Genomic DNA, 23,997 nt, shown 5'->3' with positions numbered 1-23,997 from the left:
TACCTCATTTCTATCATTGGTTCCATTATAACGAGGTTTTTTGATAAAAATACACAAAAACCCCGAATCATGGGGCTTTTTTTAAGTGTCCATGATTCGGGGTACAGTTCAGTCTTTTTGATGAGTGTTTTTTTATTTATATAAAATGAAACTTTTTGTTTATGAATAGCATGTCCCTTCTTTTGCAAATAGTATGTGATAAGGACAATATAGATAAGTGGGTGAAGACAATGTTTCGCTATTTTAAATTTAAATTAAATGATACTGTACAGTTTACGGAAAATGATGGACATATGTATCGCATTGTCGGTTATAGACTAGAAAAAGGATTTTATCCAAAGGACGAATGGACTCATATTATTTATGAATTGTTACGGGAGTTTGATGGGTATACGCTAGATGCAGAAGAAGATGAGTTAGTGAAAGTGATTCAAGTAGATGATGAATATTATAAAATTCATGAGGTCTCTGGCTATCGATATCCTGTGAAACTGAAGGAAAAATCGAAAACTATGAAGGTAGCGACAATGGACGATTTGTTAGATGCATATAATGACTATAAACGGCTAGCAGATTTCTTTAAGGACTTATCATATGAGCAAAAAGCAGAAGAAGTATTGCAAGAAATGAGGAGACTTCTTGCTTAGGAAGGCGGTCTATTCAATAGGCTGTCTTTTGTTTTGCATCGTGCATCATAGAAGAATTTCCGATACAATAGGAGCATCAATAGAAATAAGGAGAGAACTATGAAGACGAACAAAAAAGGAGAATGGTGTGAAATAACAGTTCCATCTAAATGGAACGGCATTTCTATCGAATTTTTATTAAAAGAAATATGGTGCGTGCCCAAAAAAATATTACATCAACTTCGAATGGAAAAAGGTGTTATTATAAATAAGGATCAGAAGCGTTGGAGCGAGCTTTTAAAAGAAGGAGATAAACTGCAAGTACATATGTTTATTCCAGAAGAGTATGGTGTTATACCAGAATTTGGGGAATTGGATGTTGTATTTGAAGATGATCACGTATTAATTGTGAATAAACCTGAACAAATGGATACACATCCATCTGAAAAAAATGGGACAGGAACGCTTGCAAATTTAATTGCTTTTCATTTTCAAATGCAAGGTTTAGAAACGAAAGTACGCCATATTCACCGCTTAGATAAAGATACAACGGGCGGCGTTGTATTTGCGAAACATAGACTAGCTGGTGCTATTATGGATCAGTTATTGATGGAGCGGAACATTAAAAGAACGTATATGGCGCTTGTTGAAGGGAAAATGAAGAAACGAAAAGGAACGATCGATGCAGCAATTGGCCGCGATCGTCATCATGCAACGAGGCGCCGCGTGTCTCCAAAAGGAGATCATGCCGTAACGCATTATAAGGTAGAAGAGTATTTTAAAAAGCAAGATACGACACTTGTTACCGTGCAATTAGAAACGGGAAGAACGCATCAAATTCGCGTTCATATGAGCTACAGTGGCCATCCGCTCCTTGGAGATATACTATATGGTGGAAATGTAACTTATATGTCTCGGCAAGCATTACACGCTATGCAAATTGCTTTTTTACATCCTATTATAAGAGAAGAGATTATGGTAGACATTCCAGCCCCTGAAAAAATAAGTAAGCTTATGCAAAGTTTTCGAGAATCCAATATGTAAATTGACAGTAGGAATTTGAGAAAAATATTTTTTGCAGGAATTTTATTGTGAAAAGAGAAGCCGTAAATAGGAAAGAGAGGGGAGGATCAATTGGTAAGGGATAAATATATGCTGTGGATATTTTTGACTTGCCTTTTACTTACTTTAATTCTCTATCCGTATTTACCGTACTCTATCGCAGTGCATTGGAATCAGGACAGTGAGCCAAATGAATTTGTCAGAAAACAAATCGTCGTATTTTTGATTCCTTGTTTTATTATTGCTTTTCATAGTTTGCTGTATATCATTTCGAGATACATACTTAAAATGAATCAAAGCAATCAAACAATTATAATAGAATTTAAAATAAATATCACAGTATTTCTATTGTTTATTCATATGCTCGTTCTTTTCATTGCTTTAGGGATGATGGTGCCATTTCAAATCGGATTGACAATTGGAATTAGTGTATTTCTTTTTATGACTAGTAAAAGCTTTAAAAAGATGGGGAAAGAAAAAGAACCGGTTCCTTTGCAAAAAATATGTCTATTGGGGCAACGTGTTTTCTACAGCATGGCTTGTATGTGTTTATGTTCCTTGTTTTTAAAGTTAGAATGGGGATTGTATGTATTAATGAGTATCATTTGCTGTGGATCTATTTTTTTTCTATTCGGTATTCTATATTCCTATTTGTTAGCAAACTATGAAACATAAAAAGAGCCTTTCGTTTAGAAGACTCTTTTTATGTTTCTTACTTTATTTTGTAATGAATTGTTGTGTCCAGTAATTACCATTTTCAACATGACCCACGCCGATGTGAGTGAAGTTGCTATTTAAGATGTTGGCGCGGTGACCTTCGCTATTCATCCAAGCTTGTACAACTTCTTCTGGTGTACGTTGACCTTGTGCGATATTTTCACCTGCCGATTTGTAAGAGATACCAAATCGTTTCATCATGTCAAATGGAGAACCGTATGTTGGGCTATTGTGATTAAAGTAGTTATTTTTTTGCATATCTTCAGACTTTGCACGTGCTACTTTGCTTAATTCGTTATCAACTTGTAATGCTGATAAACCTTGTTTTGTACGTTCAGCATTTGTTAATTCAACAACGCGTTGTTCAAATTCGCTTAAAGAACCTTTTTTCTCTTCAGCTGGTTTATTTTCAGCAGGTTTTTGCGCTTCGTTGTTTACAGCAGGTTTTTGTGCTTCTGGTTTTGCTGTTTCGTTGTTTACAGCAGGTTTTTGTGCTTCTGGTTTTGCTGTTTCGTTGTTTACAGCAGGTTTTTGTGCTTCTGGTTTTGCTGTTTCATTGTTTACAGCAGGTTTTTGTGCTTCTGGTTTTGCTGTTTCATTGTTTACAGCAGGTTTTTGTACTTCTGGTTTTGCTGTTTCATTGTTTACAGTAGGTTTTTGTGTTTCTGGAGTTATAGGTACGGGTTGTTTATTAGAAATGAAGCAGTCTTGTTGGAATAGTACTTGATTCCACTCTGCTAAAGATTGGATTCCTATAGATTGTAAGTATGCTTGTAATTCTTGTTGATTCATATGTTTCATCATAATTTTAGAATGCTGAATATTTTGAATCTTAATTTTAGCTGGTTGTACAGTTGCAGCTTGTGCGTCTAAAGATGTTACTCCTAGCGTCAATGCAGTTGCAGCTGCTACAGATAATAAAACACGTTTTTTCATAAAGATGTGTCCTCCTATGGAAAAGTATTGTACTGTTTTCAACAGATTCATTTTTGACAGCCTGTCTGACTGACAAATTTATGGTAACATAGAAAAGGTTGCAAAAAAGATGGGAAAAATTTCATAGGCTATAGAATTTCCTATTTTATCCTAGATTAAGAGGAGAGTAAAAATAGGAGAACACTAGATTATAAAAGGAATTGTTAGCAATTTTATCTTTGCTAATAAAGGTGATTTTTTGGTGGAAATTACCACTGCTTCACTATAAGAAACCTCTCATATCAAAGGTTTTCGAAGTTTTGGAAGGAATATAATGGATGTTTTTTTAACAAAACTGTAATGTTTTTGTTGTTATTTTTTATCGGACAGTAACATATTTTTAATCTTGTAGCGGATAAAAAAAGCGGCTATCTCTTTACATAGAAGAAAGGGATAGCCGTTTTCCAATTGTTACATATATTATGAGTTATACTCAATTGCCTCTAATAGTAGATCTACAATATGAACTCCTCGCATTTTATGAGAGAGATGTTCACGTTCAATACCAAGTTTCATTTGTAATAAACAACCTGGATTAGCAGTAACGATTGTAGTTGCATCTGTTTCATGGACACGTTCCATCTTGTAATCTAAAAATTCCATTGATAATTCGGAATGAACAATATTATAAATGCCAGCTGAACCACAGCACCGATCGGCATCTTTCATTTCTCGATATGTTATGCCTTGAATTGCTTGTAGGAGCATACGTGGCTCTGAGGATGTATGCATTACGTTTCGCAAATGACAAGAATCTTGATACGTAATAATTTGCGGTGGTAGGCGTAAATCAGTTCGTTTATGGAAATTTAGCTCAACTAAAATGGCTGTAATATCTTTTATTTTTGCAACAAACTGTTTTGCACGTTCAGCCCACTCCGGATCATCTTTTAATAAGTGATCATAATCTACAAGATATGCTCCGCAACCACCAGCATTTGTAATAATATAATCAATGTTCAAATCCTCAAAAGCTTTAATATTTCGTTTCGCAAGTTCTTTTGCTCCCATCTTTTCACCAGCATGACCATGGAGCGCGCCGCAGCAATTTTGATCTTTCGGGATCACAACATCACAACCAGCAAGTTGAAGAAGTTTCATCGTTGCATTATTTGTTTCTAAGAACATCGTATCCATTAAACATCCTGTAAAGAAAGCAACACGCTTTTTCTTAGTCACTTGAGCAGGTAAAAATTCTGGACGGTTTTTCATTTTTTTCATCCTTGGTACTTTTGGTAAGACAAGATCCATCGTTGCAAGTGTTTCAGGAAATAGCTTCATAATCCCTGTTTTATGTGTAAATGTTTGTAAACCAGAGCGTTGGTAAAATCCAATGAGTCCTGTTAATGTGCGCATGCGGTTCTGATGGGGAAATAGCCCCTCAAATACCATTTTACGAACAGCTTTCACAGGCATAGAGAACGTTTTATTTTGATTAATAATATCTCGTGCCTCTTCTAATAGGTGGCCATAGTTTACACCTGATGGACAAACAGGTTCACAAGCGCGGCAACCAAGGCAAACATTTAATGTATTTTCAACATCTTCATCAGGCTCTATTAAACCATCAACGACCGCTTTCATTAAAGCGATGCGCCCGCGGGGGGAGTGAGACTCCTTATAACCAGATTGAATATAAGTAGGACAAGTTGGTAAGCAAAATCCGCAACGCATACAGTTTAATAGTTCATCTTCATTCAAGCGCTCTTTAAATTCTTTTTGAATTTGTCCTTTGTTCAATGTCGTCATTGTTCGACCACCACTCTTTTACGAGAATCTTTGGCGAACATTTTTCCAGGATTCATAATATTGTTTGGGTCGAAAGCTTGCTTAATTCCTTTCATAGCCGCGATGCCCTCTTTGCCTAATTTTAATTCTAAATAAGGAGCTTTCATAGCACCTACTCCATGTTCACCTGTAATAGTACCGCCGAGTTTAATAGCTGTTTCAAAAATTTCAGCAAAGGCTTGTTCAGCGCGGTGCATTTCTTCTTTATTGCGAGCATCTGTCATACAAGTTGGATGTAAGTTTCCATCACCAGCATGACCAAATGTACAAATTGAAATGTCGTATTTTTTAGCGATTGCATTAATTGCTTCCACCATTGGAGCAATTTGTGAGCGAGGAACAGTTGCATCTTCTAATATTGTTGTCGGTTTTAATCTTGCTAAGGCAGAAAGGGCGCTACGACGTGCGGTACGCAGTGCATCTGCTTCTTGCTCATCTTTTGCAATACGCACATCAACCGCATGCATCGTGCGGCAAATGTCAGCCATTTTTTCAATATCACGATTCACTACTTCACTTGCACCATCTTGTTCAATGAGAAGAACGGCTTTTACATCGGTAGGCAGGCCGATTTGTGCAAATTCTTCTACGACTTCAATTGTCGGCTGATCTAAAAATTCAAGTGTTGCAGGAATGATTTTATTCGCAATGATAGTAGAAACTGCTTGTGCAGCTTCATTCATATCTTGATATAATGCGAGCATTGTTTTCTTTGTTTCAGGCATTGGAACGAGTTTTAAAATAGCCTCTGTTACAACACCAAGAGTACCTTCCGAACCAACGAATAAACGAGTTAAATCATAACCTGCTACATCTTTCGCTAATTTACCACCTGTTCGGATGATATCACCATTTGGTAAAACGATTTCAAGACCGATTACATAGTCTCTTGTTACACCATATTTTAAGCCGCGTAAGCCACCGGAATTTTCATTAATATTCCCGCCGATTGTAGAAATTTTCATTGAGCTTGGGTCCGGTGGATAAAAGAGTCCTTTCGCTTCTACAGCATTCATAATAGCAAGTGTAATAACGCCAGGTTGCACAGTAACTGTTAAGTTCTCTTCATCTATTTCTAATATTTGATTCATATGACGGAAAATCAAAACAACGCCGCCTTCAAGTGGACATGTTCCTGCGCAAAGATTTGTACCAGAACCACGAACGTACACAGGCACTTTATGGGTGTTGCATACTTTTAGCACTTCGGATACTTCATTTGTATTACGTGGTGCAACAACTGCATCAGGAATCGATTGAAAGTTTGGCGTCGCATCATAACTGTACGTTAAACGACCCATATTGGATGTATCTACATTATCTTGACCAACAATAGATACAAATGAATCAATAATATGTTGTTCTAACATTAAAAATCCCCCTCAAACTGTTGACTTACTATCCTATTCATCAGAGTTTGACTTATTTCATGATTTGCCTTTGTGAAACAAACCAACCACATTATGAGTACAAGCAGCTCTCAAGTAAATTGTTTTTCTCCCGTGAATAACCTTGAGATTGTTGACATGCTTCTGAAAGAAAATAAGAATAAAAGCGTTGTCACAGTGTTTTCATTAATAATGATAAAAAAGTAGGGAATTTCTTTCTATATATAAACAACTAAAGATTAGTTCGTTTTTTCGCTCTTTTTTGTATGATTATCTAATAGGAGAAGGGCGAAGTATAAAACAATTAAATCTTTCAATTGTTTTGGATTCAGTCCTGTACAGTCTTCGATTTTTTTTAACCTGTAATGCAATGTATTAATATGAATATGTAAACTTTCAGCAGTTTGTTTATACGACTGATTGTGCTCAAGAAATAGTCGTAATGTTTGCATCAGTTCCCCTTCAGATAATAAAGGAGCGATTGTACGTGTAAGAAATTCTTTCCGAGTTTCGGCGGTAATATCTTGTAAACACATTTCCAATCGTAAGTCTTCATGAAATACAATTCCTTTTGTTTCAAAGGCGACGGACAGGGCACGCAATGCTTGTTCATAAGATATATGCATTTCGTTAGGCATAACAGTTTGACCGATTCCAATATAAACTGTAATCGGAAATAAAGTTTCACAATCTTGTTTTAAGCGTTTGAAAAATTGAAAGGCTTTGTTTTTGGATTCGATTGTAGTAAATAAAATAAAGCGGTCATTTCCCCATCGTACAAATAATGCATCTTTTGTTAATAGATTGCGAATATGTTGCCAAATTTTTCTTTGCAACATTGCGTCATCTTGATCGAAGGAGATTAAAACGAGTTGTTTCTTTTTATATAAATCGATTCCAAGTGTTTTGGCGCGATCTAAAAAACTAGGTGACCAATCATTACTTTGAAGCCAATCAAACACGAATGCTTCATAGGAGCGCTGTTCCAGTTCTAACTGTTCTAGAAAATAATTTTCATGGATAAGCAACTCGGTCATTTTTCGTAATATTTCTCCGTATGATGAAATGTTTTTTGGGTCACCTGTTATGCCGATCACACCGATGACTTCATCGTGAAAAAGGAGTGGGAGATTCATTCCAGCTTTGGCGCCTTGTAAATGTTGTTCGTCCTCTTTTGTAATAATGACAGTTTTCTTTTCTTTTGCACAACGAAGGGCTCCTTCATGAAACTGTCCAATTCGCTCGAAATCTGTACTCGCAATGATGATCCCCTGTATATCAATAATGATAATATTCCCTGTAATGAGTCTTCTCACTTCACGGACAATTTTATTTGCTAAATCAGGAAAAAGCATAATTTGCACACCTCTACTTTTATTTGTTGTACATTATATATGTTGTCGTTGTATAGATATAGGAAGATTTCACACTTTCCTCACAATTATTTGTTATTTTACAATTATAACGAAATCATCTACAGATGGAGGGAATCTCTTGAAGAAATACTTGTTTCTTCTATGTTTTTTGTTTCTGTTAGCAGGGTGTAATGAAAATTCGTATACACCAATTGCAAAACATAAAAGTGTAGTTATAACAACAAACATAAAAGAAGGCAGCATTAGCTTTATTGATAAAAAGGTAAAAAAAGTAATCGCATCATGGGAGCTGCAACAACCTATTACTGGTGTTACGATACTTCCAAATGGTGAGAATATGCTTGTATACGGAAAGCAATTAGAATATATATATATCTATTCGTTAACAGAAGGGAAACAAACGAAGAAGTGGCAGACAGGAAAAGGAATTGCAAATATTATTGTAGCAAATGATGGCAAGCAATTGTTTCTGGCGGACCAAAATGAACAAAAGATACGATTTTTTACGATAGATGGGAAAGAGACAGGGAATGTTCCTGTAGCAAAAGGCCCTCTGACAATGGTGCAACATCATAAAAATTTATATGTACTAAATTTTTATGATACAGAGCTATCTATAATCGATTTAGAGAAAAAGCAGGTTAAACAATCTTTTGTAGTACCACCAGCATCGACAGGCGCTATGGTGAGTAGCGATGGAAAGGAAATATGGATCGGCGGACATGGAGATGGAAAGCAAGTGAATGAAAAAGTACTTGTATATTCACTGCGTAATGGAGAAATGCTTCGTTCGTTACATGCACCATTTATGCCGATTAGTATTTCTAGGGATGGAAAATTTGTATACGTCTTAAGTCATGGATCAAATATGCTTCGAAAGTTTGATGCGGGAACCTATCGAGAATTAGGAGCAACCGAAGTAGGATCTAATCCATTTGCTTTTTTAAAGAGCGGGGAAGAAGGATATGTCGCCAGCTATGATAGTGACGAAGTATATATCATTGATATACAGGATATGAAGATAAAACAAACGGTTGCAGTTGGCAAAGGGCCATTTCACTTGATAGAGAGAGAGGGAAGAGGAAAATGAATAAATATAAAGTATTACTTGTTGATGACGAGAGTGATATGAGGCAACTTGTTGGCATGTACTTAGATAACTTTGGTTATGAATGGGATGAAGCAGAAAATGGAAAAGAGGCACTTTTAAAATTAGAAGTAGCACATTATGATTTTGTTATTTTAGATATTATGATGCCAGAGATGGATGGAATTGCCGTTTGTAAAGAAATTAGGAAAACATCAGATATTCCAATTATTTTTTTAACGGCTAAGGGAGAAGAATGGAATCGAGTAAATGGTTTACGAACTGGTGCGGATGATTATGTTGTGAAGCCATTTAGTCCCGGGGAACTGATTGCACGTATGGAAGCTGTACTCAGACGATATACAAAGCAAGAGCAACAAGAAGAACTGGAATTTGGCCCAATACGTATGAATGAAAAAAGCAGGAAGGCTGAAACGAACGGTAAAACCGTTTCTCTTACGGTAAAAGAATTTGATTTATTATATTTTCTTTGCCAGCACCATGGACAAGTATTTAGCCGGGAGCAGTTATTAGAAAAAGTATGGGGATATGACTATGCAGGAAGTACAAGAACGGTGGATACACATGTGAAAACAATGCGTTTGAAACTAGGAGAAAGCGGAAACTGCATCCAAACGGTTTGGGGTGTAGGATATAAATTTGAGGTGTAATATGTTTACAATGGTACAGAAGCTTTGGCTTACAGTTGTATGTGCAGTATGTGTAACAGTTTCTTTTCTTTATTTTGTGTCATTGTACTCGTATGAAAAATTATATGTTCAAAATATGAAAGATACATTAATTGTAGAAGGAAACAAACTTGTTTCACAATATAATAAACGTGAAGGGATTTCAGCATTTGAGGAAAAGGTAAGGATGTTTGATAGAGTCTCTCATGCAGATGTACTGTTTGTAAATAACCCGCGTGATTTAAGTGCGTGCTTACCTTTCGATGTACACTATGATTCAATTATTAGTGAGCAGGATCGACAAATATTATTAGACGGTAAAACAGTGACAAAGGTTGGATATGAGGAACATTTTAATCGGAATATTATGGGCGTAGTCATTCCTGTTTTAGAAGAAAAGAAATTAGTGGGAATTGTATATTCTTACATCCCTTTAAAAAGTATTAAAGATTTAATATTTGATATGGGAATTATTTTAGCACCGTTAGTGCTTATTATAGTAATACTTACTGTATGGATTGGCCGAAAAATTATTATTGCGATTACAAAGCCGCTTTCACAAATGGAACAGGTTGCAAACCATATGGCAACGGGGGACTTTTCAGAGCGCATTACCATTTCATCTGAGGATGAAATGGGGCGCCTTGGAAAAGCATTTAATAAAATGGCTACTTCATTAGAGAATGAAGATATAAAGCGAAAGGAATTTTTAGCGAATGTTTCGCATGAGCTTCGGACACCACTTAGCTATATTAAAGGATATAGTGAAGCGATTTTAGATGGTGTAGCAAAGGGGAAGCAAGAGAAGAAATTTATGCAGCTTATTCATAAAGAGGCAGGACGGATGCAGCGACTTGTGCATGATTTATTAGATTTAGCTCAATTAGAGGGGGAACATTTTCCTCTTCAAAAACAGCCAATTGTCTTTGCACAGCTTATTGAAGATGTGGTTGAAACGTATGAATGGAAATGTGCCGAAAAACAAGTGGAAATTTCAATGGAACTAGATCCGGATATTATTGTCATGATTGATGAAGATCGAATGCAACAGGTGCTTCATAACATATTGGATAATGCTATACGCTATACAAATGAAAAGGGAAAGATTACAGTGCAGCTACAGAAGCTGGAGAAAGATTGTCAGTTGAAAATAATAGATACAGGAATTGGAATTGAACGAGAACATGTAGAACAACTTGGAGAAAGATTTTATCGAGTTGATAAAGCGAGAAGTCGTCAGCATGGCGGGACTGGGCTCGGACTTGCGATTGTAAAACAAATTGTGCACATTCATGATGGGAAATGGAAAATTGAGAGTGAAAAAGGAAAAGGAACAACTGTTATTATACAATTACACATGGAGTAACGAAGAGAAGATAGGGTAGTGCAAGATAGAGTGGTAGGTTTTTTATGGAAATAGAGGATAAAAATAATATAGTATGCAGAGAAAAGGAAGGGAAATGGAAGAATTATCAATTTTATTCCTCTGTATAGTGAAAAATTGACGATTTTATGAACAAAACATTTGTACTTCTTGCCAATTCGTTCTAAAATAGGTATGATGCTTAATTCTTATAAATCGTTTTAATTGTTGTTTGGATGATACTGAGGTGATTTCACTGGAATACAAATCTATTAAACCAAAAAAAATTTACGAAGAGGTATCTGAAGCCATTTTAACAATGATTAAAAATGGTACGTTAAAACCTGGAGACAAACTTCTTCCTGTACATCAATTAGCAGAGCAGTTTCAAGTGGGCAGATCTGCGGTTCGCGAAGCGTTAAGCGCGCTTAGAGCGATGGGTCTAATTGAAATGAAACAAGGAGAAGGAACATATGTGAAGAACTTTGATTCTTCTTCATTAACAAAGTCATTAAATCATACGTTATTAATGAAGAAGGAAGATATTTTGAATTTATTAGAAGTGCGAAAAGTGCTTGAAGTGGGGGCAGTTCGAGCAGCAGCAACAAAGCGCACGGAAGATAACTTGCAAAATATGCGGCATTGGTTAGATGAAATGGAAAAAGGTATTGGAGATGAAAAAGCTGGCGAAAAAGCGGATTTTCATTTTCATATGGCAATTGCAGAAGCTTCACATAATACGATCTTACTTGAGCTTATGAATCATGTTTCAGAAATGATTGCTGAAACGATTGGTGAGTCAAGGCGCATTATTTTATATGGTGAACAAACGACAGCAGAACGACTTTTAGAAGAGCATCAAGCGATTTATGAGGCAGTATTGGAGCAGGATATAGACTCTGCACAACAAGCAATGCTAAATCATTTAACGAATGTAGAGCATATTGTCACAGGTAAAAAGATATAAATTCGTGATTTGGTCTTTCAAACAGTTACTGTTTCATCAAATAGAGAAAGATTAACTGAGCGTTTTTTTAGAAAGGGAGATTTGGGCGTTGGTTGAGCCTACTTCTTCTTTTTCAGTCATCTGATGACCATATGATTGTGAGCTAGATTGTAATGAGGGGGAATTAAAATTATGAAAGTTACTTTATTTGTTACTTGCTTAGTCGATATGTTTGAAACAAATGTCGGTAAAGCAACAGTTGAAGTGTTGGAGCGTTTAGGTTGTGAAATTGAATTCCCAGAAGCGCAAGTTTGTTGTGGGCAACCAGCTTATAATAGCGGGCACGTAGAAGCAGCAAAAGAAGCGATGAAGCACATGATTGAAACTTTCGAAGATGCAGAATATATTGTTACACCTTCTGGATCTTGTGCGACAATGTTTCACGAGTATCCACACGTTTTTAAAGACGATCCAAAGTGGGCAGCGCGTGCACAAAAAGTAGCAGACAAAACATATGAATTAACACAATTTATTGTAGATGTGTTAAAAGTTACAGATGTTGGAGCTAGTTTAAAAGGAACAGCAACTGTTCATAAATCTTGTCATATGACACGTATGCTTGGAGTAAAAGAAGCACCAGGAATTCTACTATCTAATGTAAAAGGATTAACTGTAAAAGAACTACCAAACGTGCAAAATTGTTGTGGTTTTGGGGGAACGTTCTCAGTTAAGATGACACCAATTTCTGAGCAAATGGTAGATGAGAAAGTAGATAGCGTGATGGAAACAGGCGCAGATTACTTAATTGGTGCAGATTGTGGGTGCTTGTTAAACATTGGCGGACGTATCGAGCGTTTAGGGAAAAAAGTAAGAGTCATGCATATTGCTGAGGTACTGAATAGTCGCTCATAAAGGGGGAACATAAGCTATGTCTATGAAAATCAGTGAGAAAAAATTTAATGATCGCGTTGGTGACGGAATTCAAGATTCATTTATGCGCGGTGCAGTAACTTCTGCACAGACGCGTTTACATACGAATCGTCTAAAAGCAGCAGATGAATTAGGAAATTGGGAAGAGTGGCGTGAACTTGGTGAACAAATTCGCCAACACACTTTAGAAAATCTTGATTATTATTTAATGCAACTGAGTGAAAATGTATCAAAACGAGGCGGAAATGTTTTCTTTGCGAAAACAAAAGAAGAAGCAGCTAACTATATTCAAGAAATAGCGAAAAAGAAAAATGCGAAAAAAGTTGTGAAATCAAAATCAATGGTAACCGAAGAAATTAGCATGAACCACGCACTTGAAGAAATCGGTTGCGAAGTTGTTGAGAGTGACTTAGGAGAATATATTTTACAAGTGGACAATGATCCGCCATCTCACATTGTTGCACCAGCACTTCATAAAAATAAAACACAAATTCGTGATGTCTTTAAAGAAAAGTTAGGATATGAAAACTCTGATGATCCATATGAAATGACAAAATTTGTTCGTAAGCATCTTCGTAAAAAATTTATGGATGCTGAAATTGGGGTAACAGGTTGTAACTTTGCGGTTGCAAATACAGGGTCTCTTTGCTTAGTAACAAATGAGGGGAACGCAGACCTTGTTATGTCTATTCCGAAAACACAAATTGCGGTAATGGGTATGGAGCGTATGGTTCCAACTATGGAAGAGCTTGATGTTTTAGTTGGTTTACTATGCCGTAGTGCAGTAGGACAAAAACTAACAAGTTATGTAACAGTAGCTGGTCCAATTCAAGAAGAAGAAATAGATGGACCTGAAGAATTCCACTTAGTGATTGTAGATAATGGACGTTCTGAAATTTTAGGATCTGAATTCCGCCAAGTACTGCAATGTATTCGTTGTGCAGCATGTATTAATGTGTGCCCTGTATATCGTCACGTTGGTGGACATTCTTACGGTTCTATTTACCCAGGCCCAATTGGAGCTGTTTTATCTCCACTTTTAGGTGGATATGACGATTATAAAGAACTTCCATATGCATCTAGTCTGTGCGGAGCTTGTACAGAAGCATGTCCAGTAAAAATTCCATTACATGATTTACTATTGAAACATCGTCAAGTTATTGTTGAGAAAGAAGGACGTGCACCACTTGCAGAAAAATTAGCAATGAAGATGTTTAGTATGGGTGCTTCTTCAGCCGCTTTATACAAAATGGGATCAAAAATGGCACCAGCGGCATTAAGCCCATTTACATCCGGTAACCGTGTTACAAAAGGAGTAGGACCACTAAAAAATTGGACGGAAATCCGTGAGTTCCCAGCTCCAAGTAAAGAAAGGTTCCGCGATTGGTATAAAGATCATAAGAAAGGCGGGGACAAGTGATGGCAGGAACAATTCAAAATCGTGATTCTTTTTTAGATAACATTGCAAAAGAACTTGGACGTGCACGTAAGATAGAAGGAGTGCAGCGCCCGGCATGGAAAAACAATGTAAATCTTGAAACATTAAAAGATTATTCAGAGGAAGAATTATTAGAAGTATTTAAAAAACAATGTGAAAACATTCATACAACTGTAATTGAAACAACAAAAGATGAGTTGAAAGAAGCGATTCAAAAAATGATTGCTGAAAATGGTGGAGGACCTATTTTAGTATCTGATGATGAACGTTTTGAAAAGTACGGTTTAACATCTTTGTTTAAAGAAGAGCTTCCAAGCCAAAATGTTGAGGTGAATATTTGGGATCCGGAGGAAAAGGACGAAAATATTCGTTTCGCTGAAAAAGCAAACATTGGAATTGCATTCAGTGATTATACATTAGCGGAATCTGGTACTATCGTTGTTCAAAGTCGTAAAGGACAAGGTCGTTCTTTACATTTCTTACCGACTATATACTTTTCAATTATTCCGCGTGAAACAATTGTACCTCGTATTACACAAGCAGTTCGTGATATGAATGCACGTGTTGAAAAGGGAGAAGCGGTAGCATCTTGTATTAACTTTATTACAGGGCCAAGTAACTCAGCTGATATTGAAATGAATCTTGTTGTTGGTGTACACGGACCATTAAAAGCATACTATTTTGTAGTATAAAATGAAGAAAAGCAGGCGATAAATAGCCTGCTTTTTTTAGTGGAATTAAAAAAACGGTCATTAGTAAGATTGCACTCTCTTTGGTATATTTTGGGGAGAAAGGGGGAGGAAGTAGTGCTATTATATATATATGTGTTTGTAACAGGAATCGTGCTCGGATCCTTTTACATTGTTGTGGCTTTTCGTGTACCAAGGGGAGAATCTATTATTACTCCGCGCTCATATTGCCCTCATTGCCAGCATAGATTACGGCCTAAAGAACTGATTCCTATTTTGTCATTTTGTATGCAAAAAGGTCGTTGTACACATTGTAAAAGGAAAATATCTTATACTTATCCGATAGTGGAATTGATAACGGGAAGTTTATTTCTTATTTCAGTATGTATAGTGGGAGTGGGACAAGAATTAATTGTCATTTGGACACTTTTTTCTTTACTCGTTATGATTACGCTTACGGATCTTTTTTATATGATGATCCCCAATGCTGTATTACTTAGTTTTAGTTGTATTTTTCTTATTGAATATATGGTAAGCCCGTTTATTTTTTGGTTTGATAGTGTGCTTGGTGGGGGCATTATATTTTGTGTATTGTATGCGCTCCGAATGATACACCCAAACGGTCTTGGAGGTGGCGATGTAAAATTGTTATCTCTACTTGGATTTGTACTAGGAATAAAAGGGATTTTGATTACGCTTTGTATTGCTTCTTGCTCCAGTCTTTTCTTTTTAGGGATTTGTTTCCTATTTAAGCGGATGAATTTAAGAGATCCCTTGCCGTTTGGCCCTTTTATTGCACTTGGAACAATCTGTTATGTCGCTATGAAATTTTGGGAATAGGGGCGGGGCACATCGCTATTAAGCTAAGAAAAATTGAACTCTAGAAAGTGAAACTTTAATCAGCGGGGGTTTTCTTCATCCCCCACTGATTATGAGCTCTCACCAATCGGGCTGTTACGGGCAGCCCTACTCCCACCTATCTTCCTTGCTTCTCTCTGAATCTTGAGGTGGGAGTCTTACTGCTCTAAAATAGCGGGATAAATCAATGAGGACAAATGATATAAATTTTAAAAGGAAACGTAAAGTAACCTCAAAATCAATTTTTATCCCTCTTTTCAATATTTCTTTTCTGCCAATATTATTTCAGTTAGTGGCATATTTTTTACTGTAGAATGAATTGTATAAGTGTAAATTTGTACCGAATTATTTGGAGAATGCTAGTAAGTGATGCCATAAGTTAAACTAGAACATGTCAATTTATAAAAAATTTCACAAATCGACCATGTATCCCAATTGTTTGCGCTTATACCAAATTTCTGAGGAGGAAATTGACTATGATGGATTGGAATAAGGTGAAAAAACAGATTGAAAATACGTTTAATGGCACGATATTGCTTGCACAAGAAAAAAATTCTATTACAAGGTGCCTATGGAGAAGCTTCTATTCAAACACATGCTCCCATGCAACTCAATCAACGTTTTAACTTAGCTTCTGTATCAAAACCCATAACAGCATTAGGTATTTTACTATTAGTGCAAGAAAATAAAATCAATTTAGATGACGATATTAACCAATGGTTTGCAAAATTACCTTATACTAATATTACTGTACGTCACCTTTTACAACACACATCGGGTTTACCTGATTATATAGAATTGTTTGCTGAACATTGGAACGAATCAACATTTGCTTCAAATGAAGATGTACTACAACTATTAACTCAATATGCACCACCTCGGCTCTTTGAATCAGGTGAACAAATGATATATAGCAATACGGGTTATGTATTATTATCCCTGTTGATTGAGCGTGTCACGAATAAGAGCTTTTCTAAGTATATGACTGAAGCTATCTTTAAACCATTAAATATGAAACATACAACAGTAACTTCAACTACTTTTATAAAGGAATATACTTGTGAAATTGCACAAGGATATGTATATGATGTTTATAGTGGCAAACATATTAGGCCTGTTGAATTTGAAGAAACAAGGGGTACTGTTTGCTTAGATTATATTACCGGTGATGGAGGAATCTATTCAACAGTGGAGGACTTATGGAAATTAGGGCGTGCTGTCATTTGTGCGCAACTTTGGAATAAAGAATTGCTTGAACAAGCTTTTATTCCATCAACTCTTTCGGTAGAACAATCTTTTCCTTACGGTATGGGATGGATGATATATGAAGATGAACAACTGGGAAAATGCGTCTCCCATACTGGTGGTTGGCCAGGCTATGCAGCCACCTTTAAAATTTTTCTTCAATCTAAAACGATCTTTGTCTTTTTACGTAGTAAAGAGCAAGAAGTAACCTACGAACAAGCGATTGAAGAAGTGATTGAAAAGGCACTAAAAACAAATGAATTAATCTTACCAAAAAAACCTAAGCAACTGAAAGCTATACATTTATCAACTGAATTATTGGAAGGATATGTGGGAAAATACTATTTACAAGAGAATCCTGAATATGCGATTGAGGTGGTATTACAACCAAATAATCACTTGTATATATTTACCAAATACAATGCCAATGGAATTATATGCAATTAATGAGAATGAATTTTTTCTACGTAATATAGAAGTTTTAATAAAGATTAAACAAAATATATTAACTGTTATTGACGGAGATCAAAAAACAATCGCAATAAAATAGTATGAAAGTAGGGGAACACCACATGCCCATCAAGCTAACCAAGTAAATTATTAGGTACGAAATGATCCTTGTTTCAAAACTAGCAAGTGATAAAAAAGTAAGCATGCTAAAGAAGCCTATTAAAACGCGATTTTTTCGCTAGGCAGCTTGTCTATGCTTCAATGTCGTTTTATACACAATCCCTAGAATATCAAAGACGGTCATCTTCTTATGCCTATGACATTTACGGCCGTTCTTTTTGAGCAGTTGATAAAGGCGATGCAGAATTTTTAAAAGTTCTTCTGTGGCAAAAGCTATCGCTTGAAACAGTAACGGAAAGTAATCTTTAATTATATAAATCGCTTTGTATTCACTCAGTTCCTGCTTTTTCTTTTCAAGCAGAAACTGACGCATTTGAAACATCGTAGAAGAACAGAGGAGAATGCTGATGAGTTATCCATATAAATGGCACTCTAGGCGTTCTCTTTTTATATTTTTGCATTCATCAATTTCAAAGAATGACTTCCACGTTTTAAATAAAATTTCAATCTGCCAACGCAGTGAATATAATGAATGCACGTAGTTTGTCGGTACTTCTTCTAGCGACGTATTCGTGATATACACATTCATGCCCATTAAACGTTTACTTTTATCCTTCATGACAATGCCTTTTTTCTTTTCACGTATCGCTTGATTTTTTAGACGTGTTTGCGTTTGATCATCAGTTAAACGATGGATAATGACACGTGCTGGAAGTTTCTGATTTTGGCCAATGTATGTCTCTTGGATTTCCATCGTTTCATCAGGGGTTAGGTCAGACAGCATTTGTGTCATATCAAGCTGGATGTATTCTGTTTGCTTTTTTAACATGCCGTTGTTGAAGTATTCTGGCTCAGGGTTCTTGATATAAATCCGTGTATTCAGCTTCAACCGCGAGATATAGTAAGCTCCTTTATCATGAATAGTTTGCAAGTCCCCTAAATCGAAGTAACCAAGATCACGTAAACATAAATCGCCCGCCTCTACGGTTTTAAGGCAGATGGTACCGTATGTTTTATCATTATTCTTTCCTGGTCCAAGCTGCACGTTAAGGAATTGACCACTAAGCAAATCATATTCCAATTGAATTTTCACGCCTGCCGTATTACTACTCCCACCTGAACCTTGATAGTCAGTAGCGAATTGATCAGGTAGTTGAAACACTGTTGCATCTAGAATACGGATACGATTGAAAGTAGAGATTATATGTGCAGAAAGTGAGTGATTTGAACAGAGTTTTTGTGTGAGAAGGGAAGTAAACACTTCTCGAAGAAATGCGACAGCTGCTGGATTAAAGCGTTGATTCAGTCCTTCTGGACTCATAAGTGTAGCTGTATTTACATAAAGCTGACTACATAATCGAGTAAGAGAATCGCTTGCTACATGTTGATTGATCCAAATACATAAAGCAGTCAAGTCTCGTGCGCCATACTTGCTTTTACGTTTTACAAATCCTGTCTTCTGTGCGAGTTGTTGAAGGACATGTGGAGATAGGTATCGCTTTAGTTCTTTAGCGAATAGATGAAACTCATTTTGAATCGATAGATTCATACAAAAACGCCATCCTTTCTGTATATTTCTACAAAAAGAATAGCGCTTTTTTCATTTTATGAATACAAATTTACTCTATTTTGAAAAAAATTATATTTAAAATAAGTATTTTTTTAAAGAATCAATGCAATAACGAATAGCCTCGTTATTAAGTGCAGTTGATTTCGCAATAAGATACACTTCCTGGGGATGTAACAAATTTAAAGACTCATATGCAAGTTTATGAACTTTCTCCAAACCCTCTGATGATTCAACGATTCGATCCGGCATAAATGCAATTCCTTGTCCGGATTTTACAAAATCCAGTAAAGTTTTACTGTGGCCAACTTGCACAAAGGGTGTAAACGATTCACCGAATTCTCTAAAAAACCAATCATCAAAAGTTCTTCCCCAATCTAGATATACAATTGGATAGTTTATAATGTTATTCCAATTAAGCCTTTCATTAATATGAAAAGAAGAGGCACCATATAACGAAAAACAATCATACCCCACTATTTCAATTTTAATATTATCATTTAATGGAGCATGATAAACTATTCCGATATCTATAGAACCATCTTTCACGCCCTCCATTATTTGTGGAGAGTGGTCTGTTACAAATTTAAAATGTATATTTTTAAAAGCAGTATGTATATGTTCAACCCACTTCACTAATACAGGATTCCATAAAGAATATGTTAATCCTAGACAAATTATCTTTTCTTTCGTTTTGTACCCTTTAGCAATATCTTTTGTTTTCTCCATTATTTCTAACTGTCTCTCTAGCAATGGTAATATTTCTTTTCCAAAATTAGAAAGTTCGACTTTTTTGTTTGAACGATAAAACAAAGATTGTTCATAATAGCTCTCTAAATTTTTAATTCTGGTAGTAATTGTTGATTGAGTTACATGTAGTTCGTCAGCCGCTTTTGTAAAGTTTCGATGATTTGCCACAGAAAGGAATGACTTAATTTGCTGATAGTCCAAAAACATCACCTTTTCATTCGAAAAATCAATTATTAGTATAGAATAATTCAATTAGACAATAGTCAATAATCATTTTACACTAAATAATGAATTAAGAAATAGAAACGAAATAAAATAGTAAGTATTTATTTGAAAATAGGGGATGGTTTAGATTGAAATTAACTATTAAAAAAAATACTAAAATCAATTATTTACAATGCTTACGCTGTAATAATAACTATGATTTTGCTGATTTTTTTGAAGGTTGTCCAAGATGTTCAGCGGAAAATAAGCCTTCAAGTTTAAAAATAGTATATAGAGAGTTTGATACTACTTGTGCATTACCTTATAAATCCTACCTTTCTATGTCGGAAGGTAATACACCATTAATTCCTATATCAATTGACAAAGAAGAATTCGGGAAATTTCACATAAAACATGAAGGTCAAAATCCAACAGGTTCACATAAAGATAGAATGAGTGCTTTAATTGTAACAAGAGCTATCGAAATAGGGGCCAAAGGTGTAGTTGTAGCATCTAGTGGAAACGCAGGGATTTCATTAGCAGCTTATGCAGCGTTTGGAGGTATAAAATGTGTTGTAATTGCTTCGAAAAACTTAAATAATCGTATTCAATCATTACTTAAAGGTTATGGGGCTAATTTAGTATTAACTAATACACCTGAAGAAAGATGGATTAAATTGAAAGAATATTCAGATGCAGGGTTTTATCCTGCTAGTAACTATTTAACTCCTCCTGTTGGAAGTAACTTTATTGGAGTTCAAGGGTATAAAACTATTGCCTATGAAATTTTACACCAATTACAAGGAAAGGTCCCTACTAAAATCATTGTTCCCGTTTCTAGGGGAGACCTGTTGTGGGGAATTTGGCAAGGCTTTAAAGAAATCAACCTAAATAAAAACATAATAAAACTTCCTAAAATGATAGCAGTTGAACCTTTTCCTCGTTTAACAAATGTATTAAATGGGGTTCACTATACAGAAGAATTTATTGGAGAAACTCGGCTGAAATCATTAGATGGTACAACGGTGACTTTCCAGGCTTTGAAGGCATTACAAGAATCTAATGGACTAGCAACAGTAGTTACTGAAGAACAAGCAAAACAAGGCCAACAATTCCTGTTAACAAAGGGGATTTTTCTTGAAAATTCTTCTGCCACAGTAATCCATGCGATAAACCAATTGAAAAATCAAAATCTCTTAAAAAAAGAAGACATCGTAATTGCTATGGGGACGTCTTCAGGCTTTTTAGAAGTTTAGATTTATCCCACCTCCAAGTGGAAATGTATATCTTCTACTGGATATAGGAACTTATTCACTTTGAAGTATTTTCATTTCTGAGTTTGATAGGTGTGTAGTTCTATCTCATCACCATCAAGTTAGCTTATATAACGTCAAGCATAGGAAAAAAGAGATTGCAGTGTTGTATAAAATTAAAATTTAGTTTGGAGTGATAAAATTTATGAAATTAACAATTATTAATAGTGTGCGGACTAATAATTTTAATGATAGTTTTTTAATCCAAAAGATTACGAGATTATGGAAGGAGTCTTCTAATCGCCTGACTAATAAAGAAATTATTACCTATGCTGTATATCATAATTATGAGAGTAATTATAAAGGTGATTATTCATTAAGCATTGCCATTGAAGATAACAATGGTGAACCTTCACTGGAAATACCGAATAATGCAAAATATGAAATATTCAATGTAGATACAGCAGTAGAAAATGGAGTTGTGAATACTTGGAAAGAAATATGGGAACGTGAAAATGCAGGTACATTAGAAAGAATTTACAAATATGACTTTGAGAAATATTATCCCAATGGGGAAATTGAGGTTTACATAGCAATTAAATAATCTAAAAGGGCTTTGGGGTATCAAACTTGGTACAATTGTATACAACACGTAAGATATCAAAGGTTGTTTTATGAGTTTTTCTCCCTTTTTGTTGTAGGAGATGGAACACCTTTAGTAGCTCTTAGGTGTCTTTCTGTATAGGAATTCCCCCATATCCATTAACTTAAATTAATGTTCAAAAAAACGAAAAAACAGGCTTATTATTCATAAATAACTGTAGAGAAAAATTTTCGTTATGGGGGGACTTCAAAATTTTAGCTTGATGGGTATGGGGGAACACCAGCAAAATGCGAATTTCGTATATTATCAAGACCTAAATTCAAAGAAACCTAAAATATAAGAGTCCTAACATATTATATATGGCTAATATGTTAGGCTTTTTTATTTTTGTTAATGATTTTTGGACCTGAGTTTGCATAATAAGCAAATAAAGCACCATAAACGGTCGTTTTGGGTACGTTTAAATTAAAGCTCGATCAAAAAGATGGTATTACTGACACGTACAAGTTATCAACAATCTTTATGTTGAAAGCATTGTAGCGTACGCTAAGCGATTTTTCACATAGAAAAAGCCGACTTCCTGTACGTTAAGGGATCATCGGCTTTTGTTTTAAATATTTAGGACTTAGTTTTACAGACAAGACTAGGCATCAGCAATGATTGAGTTTGGATTAATTGCCATAGCCTACAACTTCCTCAAACTGGCGAAAAAAACAGATTGTTTGAGGAAGGAAATTAAAAAAATAATAAATCCCACAGAGAAAATACTTTTTCTCCGCGGGAGGTGTCAATGAAAGGAGCTTTTTGGGTTGCTCCTTTCATTAATGTTTCATATGAGCTTGTAAAGGAATAATCTCCTCTTGAGGAGCAGCTTCACCAGCATTTGTTGTTCCTTTTGTTAAATAATGATATACCATACCTACAAAGACGGATCCGCCAATAATGTTCCCGATTGTGACGGGAATTAAATTGTGAATGGCACCAGCAAAACTAATTGTATCAGGGTGTGGTGATAGTAAAGATAATGCAAATAATGATAAGTTTGCAATGCTATGCTCATAGCCAGACAAGAAAAAAGTAAAAACAAGGAACATCATCACAAGAATTTTGGCTGTATCACCTTTCACTTGCGACGGAAGAAAACAAGCTAAACAGACAAGCCAATTACATAAAATAGCTTTAAAGAAAAGTTGGATTGTAGGTGTTCCCATTTTGATTTCCACAACTTTATTCATCAAATGTTCATGATCGATTGTTTCAAAAATTCCAGTTGCATAAAATAATAATGCAAAAAATAATGCCCCTGCTAAATTGCCTACATAACAAGTAATCCAGTTACGGAATGTATCGGAAATAGTTGTTTTGTTTCTTAAAGTAGAGACTGTAAAATACATTGTATTTCCTGTAAATAATTCAGCCCCACCGTATATGATTAATACGAGTGCAATACCGAAAAACATAGAAGCAGCTAAATAAGTTGCTGGAGAATTTTCTATATTGAAGAAATTACCTAATTTAAAACATAGTACAATAATAAAGCCGATATAAATGCCAGCAAGTGCAGCACGAATGAAATATTGCATTAAATTTCTGTCTAGCATTTCTTTTTTTTTCTGAGCAAGTTTTACAACGTAAGTCAATCCGTGTTCTAGCATAATAATTGCGCTCCTTTTTGTAAATACTCTTTATATGACTAAAGTACATGGATTCGATTTCATTTTCAATAAAATTGTGAAACGTTTCACAAAAGGGACACATATGAAAACAAAAAGTAGAGGGATTAAGATGTCATTTATTCGCTATTTGCGAACATTCAGATGAATAGTGAGGGCTCATAATCAGTTGAGGATAGAGACAATTGTCATTGATTAC

Annotated in this window: 19 protein-coding genes and 2 pseudogenes; 14 read left to right on the top strand and 7 right to left on the bottom strand. The window is 35.4% G+C overall.

Annotated elements, in window-relative coordinates:
• Nucleotides 1-230: 230 nt before the first annotated feature.
• The 3 genes from MR063_RS07095 to MR063_RS07085 all read left to right on the top strand — a co-directional run bounded on the left by MR063_RS07095 (nucleotide 231) and on the right by MR063_RS07085 (nucleotide 2,363).
• Nucleotides 231-647, top strand: coding sequence for a histidinol dehydrogenase (locus MR063_RS07095; RefSeq protein ID WP_242142817.1), 417 nt, complete (start codon nucleotides 231-233; stop codon nucleotides 645-647).
• 99 nt (nucleotides 648-746) lie between these two features.
• On the top strand, nucleotides 747-1,670 hold the full coding sequence (locus MR063_RS07090) for an RluA family pseudouridine synthase (protein WP_242195613.1): 924 nt from the start codon (nucleotides 747-749) through the stop codon (nucleotides 1,668-1,670).
• A gap of 90 nt (nucleotides 1,671-1,760) precedes the next feature.
• A complete protein-coding gene (locus MR063_RS07085) occupies nucleotides 1,761-2,363 on the top strand; it encodes a DUF1648 domain-containing protein (protein ID WP_242195610.1) in 603 nt (200 codons plus the stop codon).
• A 42-nt stretch (nucleotides 2,364-2,405) separates the two neighbouring features.
• On the opposite strand, the gene MR063_RS07080 is transcribed toward MR063_RS07085, so the two are convergent.
• From MR063_RS07080 to MR063_RS07065, 4 genes are all read right to left on the bottom strand, one after another.
• On the bottom strand, nucleotides 2,406-3,341 hold the full coding sequence (locus MR063_RS07080) for a CAP domain-containing protein (protein ID WP_242195608.1): 936 nt from the start codon (nucleotides 3,339-3,341) through the stop codon (nucleotides 2,406-2,408).
• A gap of 459 nt (nucleotides 3,342-3,800) precedes the next feature.
• Nucleotides 3,801-5,129, bottom strand: coding sequence for a (Fe-S)-binding protein (locus tag MR063_RS07075; RefSeq protein ID WP_242195604.1), 1,329 nt, complete (start codon nucleotides 5,127-5,129; stop codon nucleotides 3,801-3,803).
• Nucleotides 5,126-6,538 (bottom strand): glycolate oxidase subunit GlcD, encoded by a 1,413-nt coding sequence (glcD, locus tag MR063_RS07070; RefSeq protein ID WP_242195601.1) that lies wholly within the window; start codon nucleotides 6,536-6,538, stop codon nucleotides 5,126-5,128. Before glcD ends, MR063_RS07075 begins: the two co-directional genes overlap by 4 nt.
• A gap of 257 nt (nucleotides 6,539-6,795) precedes the next feature.
• A complete protein-coding gene (locus tag MR063_RS07065) occupies nucleotides 6,796-7,911 on the bottom strand; it encodes a CdaR family transcriptional regulator (protein WP_242195598.1) in 1,116 nt (371 codons plus the stop codon).
• Between the two features lie 139 nt (nucleotides 7,912-8,050).
• Here MR063_RS07065 and MR063_RS07060 point away from each other — a divergent pair, with 139 nt between their 5' ends.
• The 9 genes and pseudogenes from MR063_RS07060 to MR063_RS07020 all read left to right on the top strand — a co-directional run bounded on the left by MR063_RS07060 (nucleotide 8,051) and on the right by MR063_RS07020 (nucleotide 17,624).
• Complete coding sequence (locus MR063_RS07060) at nucleotides 8,051-9,022, top strand: YncE family protein (protein ID WP_242195595.1); 972 nt, start codon at nucleotides 8,051-8,053, stop codon at nucleotides 9,020-9,022.
• Nucleotides 9,019-9,690 carry a response regulator transcription factor gene (locus MR063_RS07055; protein WP_242142474.1) on the top strand — a complete coding sequence of 224 codons (672 nt, stop codon included), beginning with the start codon at nucleotides 9,019-9,021 and terminating at the stop codon, nucleotides 9,688-9,690. The genes MR063_RS07060 and MR063_RS07055 overlap by 4 nt, the downstream gene beginning before the upstream one ends.
• 1 nt (nucleotide 9,691) lies before the next feature.
• On the top strand, nucleotides 9,692-11,074 hold the full coding sequence (locus MR063_RS07050) for a sensor histidine kinase (RefSeq protein WP_242195592.1): 1,383 nt from the start codon (nucleotides 9,692-9,694) through the stop codon (nucleotides 11,072-11,074).
• 316 nt (nucleotides 11,075-11,390) lie between these two features.
• Nucleotides 11,391-12,046: pseudogene (locus MR063_RS07045) on the top strand (FadR/GntR family transcriptional regulator).
• Nucleotides 12,047-12,209: 163 nt separating this feature from the next.
• Nucleotides 12,210-12,929: a (Fe-S)-binding protein gene (locus MR063_RS07040; RefSeq protein ID WP_242142476.1), complete on the top strand. Its 720-nt coding sequence runs from the start codon at nucleotides 12,210-12,212 to the stop codon at nucleotides 12,927-12,929.
• A 16-nt stretch (nucleotides 12,930-12,945) separates the two neighbouring features.
• Nucleotides 12,946-14,367, top strand: a complete 1,422-nt coding sequence (locus MR063_RS07035) for a LutB/LldF family L-lactate oxidation iron-sulfur protein (protein WP_242142477.1) — start codon at nucleotides 12,946-12,948, stop codon at nucleotides 14,365-14,367.
• Nucleotides 14,367-15,077, top strand: coding sequence for a LutC/YkgG family protein (locus MR063_RS07030; protein WP_242195589.1), 711 nt, complete (start codon nucleotides 14,367-14,369; stop codon nucleotides 15,075-15,077). The genes MR063_RS07035 and MR063_RS07030 overlap by 1 nt, the downstream gene beginning before the upstream one ends.
• Before the next feature lie 114 nt (nucleotides 15,078-15,191).
• Entirely contained in the window at nucleotides 15,192-15,914 is a 723-nt protein-coding gene (locus MR063_RS07025) for a prepilin peptidase (protein WP_242195586.1), read from the top strand.
• A 555-nt stretch (nucleotides 15,915-16,469) separates the two neighbouring features.
• Nucleotides 16,470-17,624: a serine hydrolase domain-containing protein gene (locus MR063_RS07020; protein WP_242195583.1), complete on the top strand. Its 1,155-nt coding sequence runs from the start codon at nucleotides 16,470-16,472 to the stop codon at nucleotides 17,622-17,624.
• A gap of 241 nt (nucleotides 17,625-17,865) precedes the next feature.
• On the opposite strand, the pseudogene MR063_RS07015 reads toward MR063_RS07020, so the two are convergent.
• A pseudogene (locus MR063_RS07015) lies at nucleotides 17,866-19,296 on the bottom strand (IS4 family transposase).
• A gap of 96 nt (nucleotides 19,297-19,392) precedes the next feature.
• A complete protein-coding gene (locus MR063_RS07010; protein ID WP_242195579.1) occupies nucleotides 19,393-20,265 on the bottom strand; it encodes a LysR family transcriptional regulator in 873 nt (290 codons plus the stop codon).
• Nucleotides 20,266-20,417: 152 nt separating this feature from the next.
• On the opposite strand from MR063_RS07010, the gene MR063_RS07005 reads away from it, so the two are divergent.
• Together MR063_RS07005 and MR063_RS07000 are read left to right on the top strand one after the other, a co-directional pair.
• Nucleotides 20,418-21,524 carry a threonine synthase gene (locus MR063_RS07005; RefSeq protein WP_242195576.1) on the top strand — a complete coding sequence of 369 codons (1,107 nt, stop codon included), beginning with the start codon at nucleotides 20,418-20,420 and terminating at the stop codon, nucleotides 21,522-21,524.
• Between the two features lie 202 nt (nucleotides 21,525-21,726).
• Entirely contained in the window at nucleotides 21,727-22,125 is a 399-nt protein-coding gene (locus tag MR063_RS07000) for a GyrI-like domain-containing protein (protein WP_074608313.1), read from the top strand.
• 821 nt (nucleotides 22,126-22,946) lie between these two features.
• Here the strand turns inward: MR063_RS07000 and MR063_RS06995 are convergent.
• Nucleotides 22,947-23,780 carry a formate/nitrite transporter family protein gene (locus MR063_RS06995; RefSeq protein WP_242195573.1) on the bottom strand — a complete coding sequence of 278 codons (834 nt, stop codon included), beginning with the start codon at nucleotides 23,778-23,780 and terminating at the stop codon, nucleotides 22,947-22,949.
• Nucleotides 23,781-23,997 lie beyond the last annotated feature (217 nt).

Source organism: Bacillus cereus group sp. BfR-BA-01492, from assembly GCF_022662815.1.
Lineage (GTDB): Bacteria > Bacillota > Bacilli > Bacillales > Bacillaceae_G > Bacillus_A > Bacillus_A cereus_BD.
This window is presented reverse-complemented; position numbering and strand designations above follow the sequence as displayed.

Bases quoted from the DNA above. Each gene is read 5' to 3' on its own strand.
- MR063_RS07095 (WP_242142817.1), top strand. From the start codon at position 231: ATGTTTCGCTATTTTAAATTTAAATTAAATGATACTGTACAGTTTACG.
- MR063_RS07090 (WP_242195613.1), top strand. From the start codon at position 747: ATGAAGACGAACAAAAAAGGAGAATGGTGTGAAATAACAGTTCCATCT.
- MR063_RS07080 (WP_242195608.1), bottom strand. From the start codon at position 3,341: ATGAAAAAACGTGTTTTATTATCTGTAGCAGCTGCAACTGCATTGACG.
- MR063_RS07075 (WP_242195604.1), bottom strand. From the start codon at position 5,129: ATGACGACATTGAACAAAGGACAAATTCAAAAAGAATTTAAAGAGCGC.
- glcD (WP_242195601.1), bottom strand. From the start codon at position 6,538: ATGTTAGAACAACATATTATTGATTCATTTGTATCTATTGTTGGTCAA.
- MR063_RS07065 (WP_242195598.1), bottom strand. From the start codon at position 7,911: ATGCTTTTTCCTGATTTAGCAAATAAAATTGTCCGTGAAGTGAGAAGA.
- MR063_RS07055 (WP_242142474.1), top strand. From the start codon at position 9,019: ATGAATAAATATAAAGTATTACTTGTTGATGACGAGAGTGATATGAGG.
- MR063_RS07050 (WP_242195592.1), top strand. From the start codon at position 9,692: ATGTTTACAATGGTACAGAAGCTTTGGCTTACAGTTGTATGTGCAGTA.
- MR063_RS07040 (WP_242142476.1), top strand. From the start codon at position 12,210: ATGAAAGTTACTTTATTTGTTACTTGCTTAGTCGATATGTTTGAAACA.
- MR063_RS07035 (WP_242142477.1), top strand. From the start codon at position 12,946: ATGTCTATGAAAATCAGTGAGAAAAAATTTAATGATCGCGTTGGTGAC.
- MR063_RS07030 (WP_242195589.1), top strand. From the start codon at position 14,367: ATGGCAGGAACAATTCAAAATCGTGATTCTTTTTTAGATAACATTGCA.
- MR063_RS07000 (WP_074608313.1), top strand. From the start codon at position 21,727: ATGAAATTAACAATTATTAATAGTGTGCGGACTAATAATTTTAATGAT.
- MR063_RS06995 (WP_242195573.1), bottom strand. From the start codon at position 23,780: ATGCTAGAACACGGATTGACTTACGTTGTAAAACTTGCTCAGAAAAAA.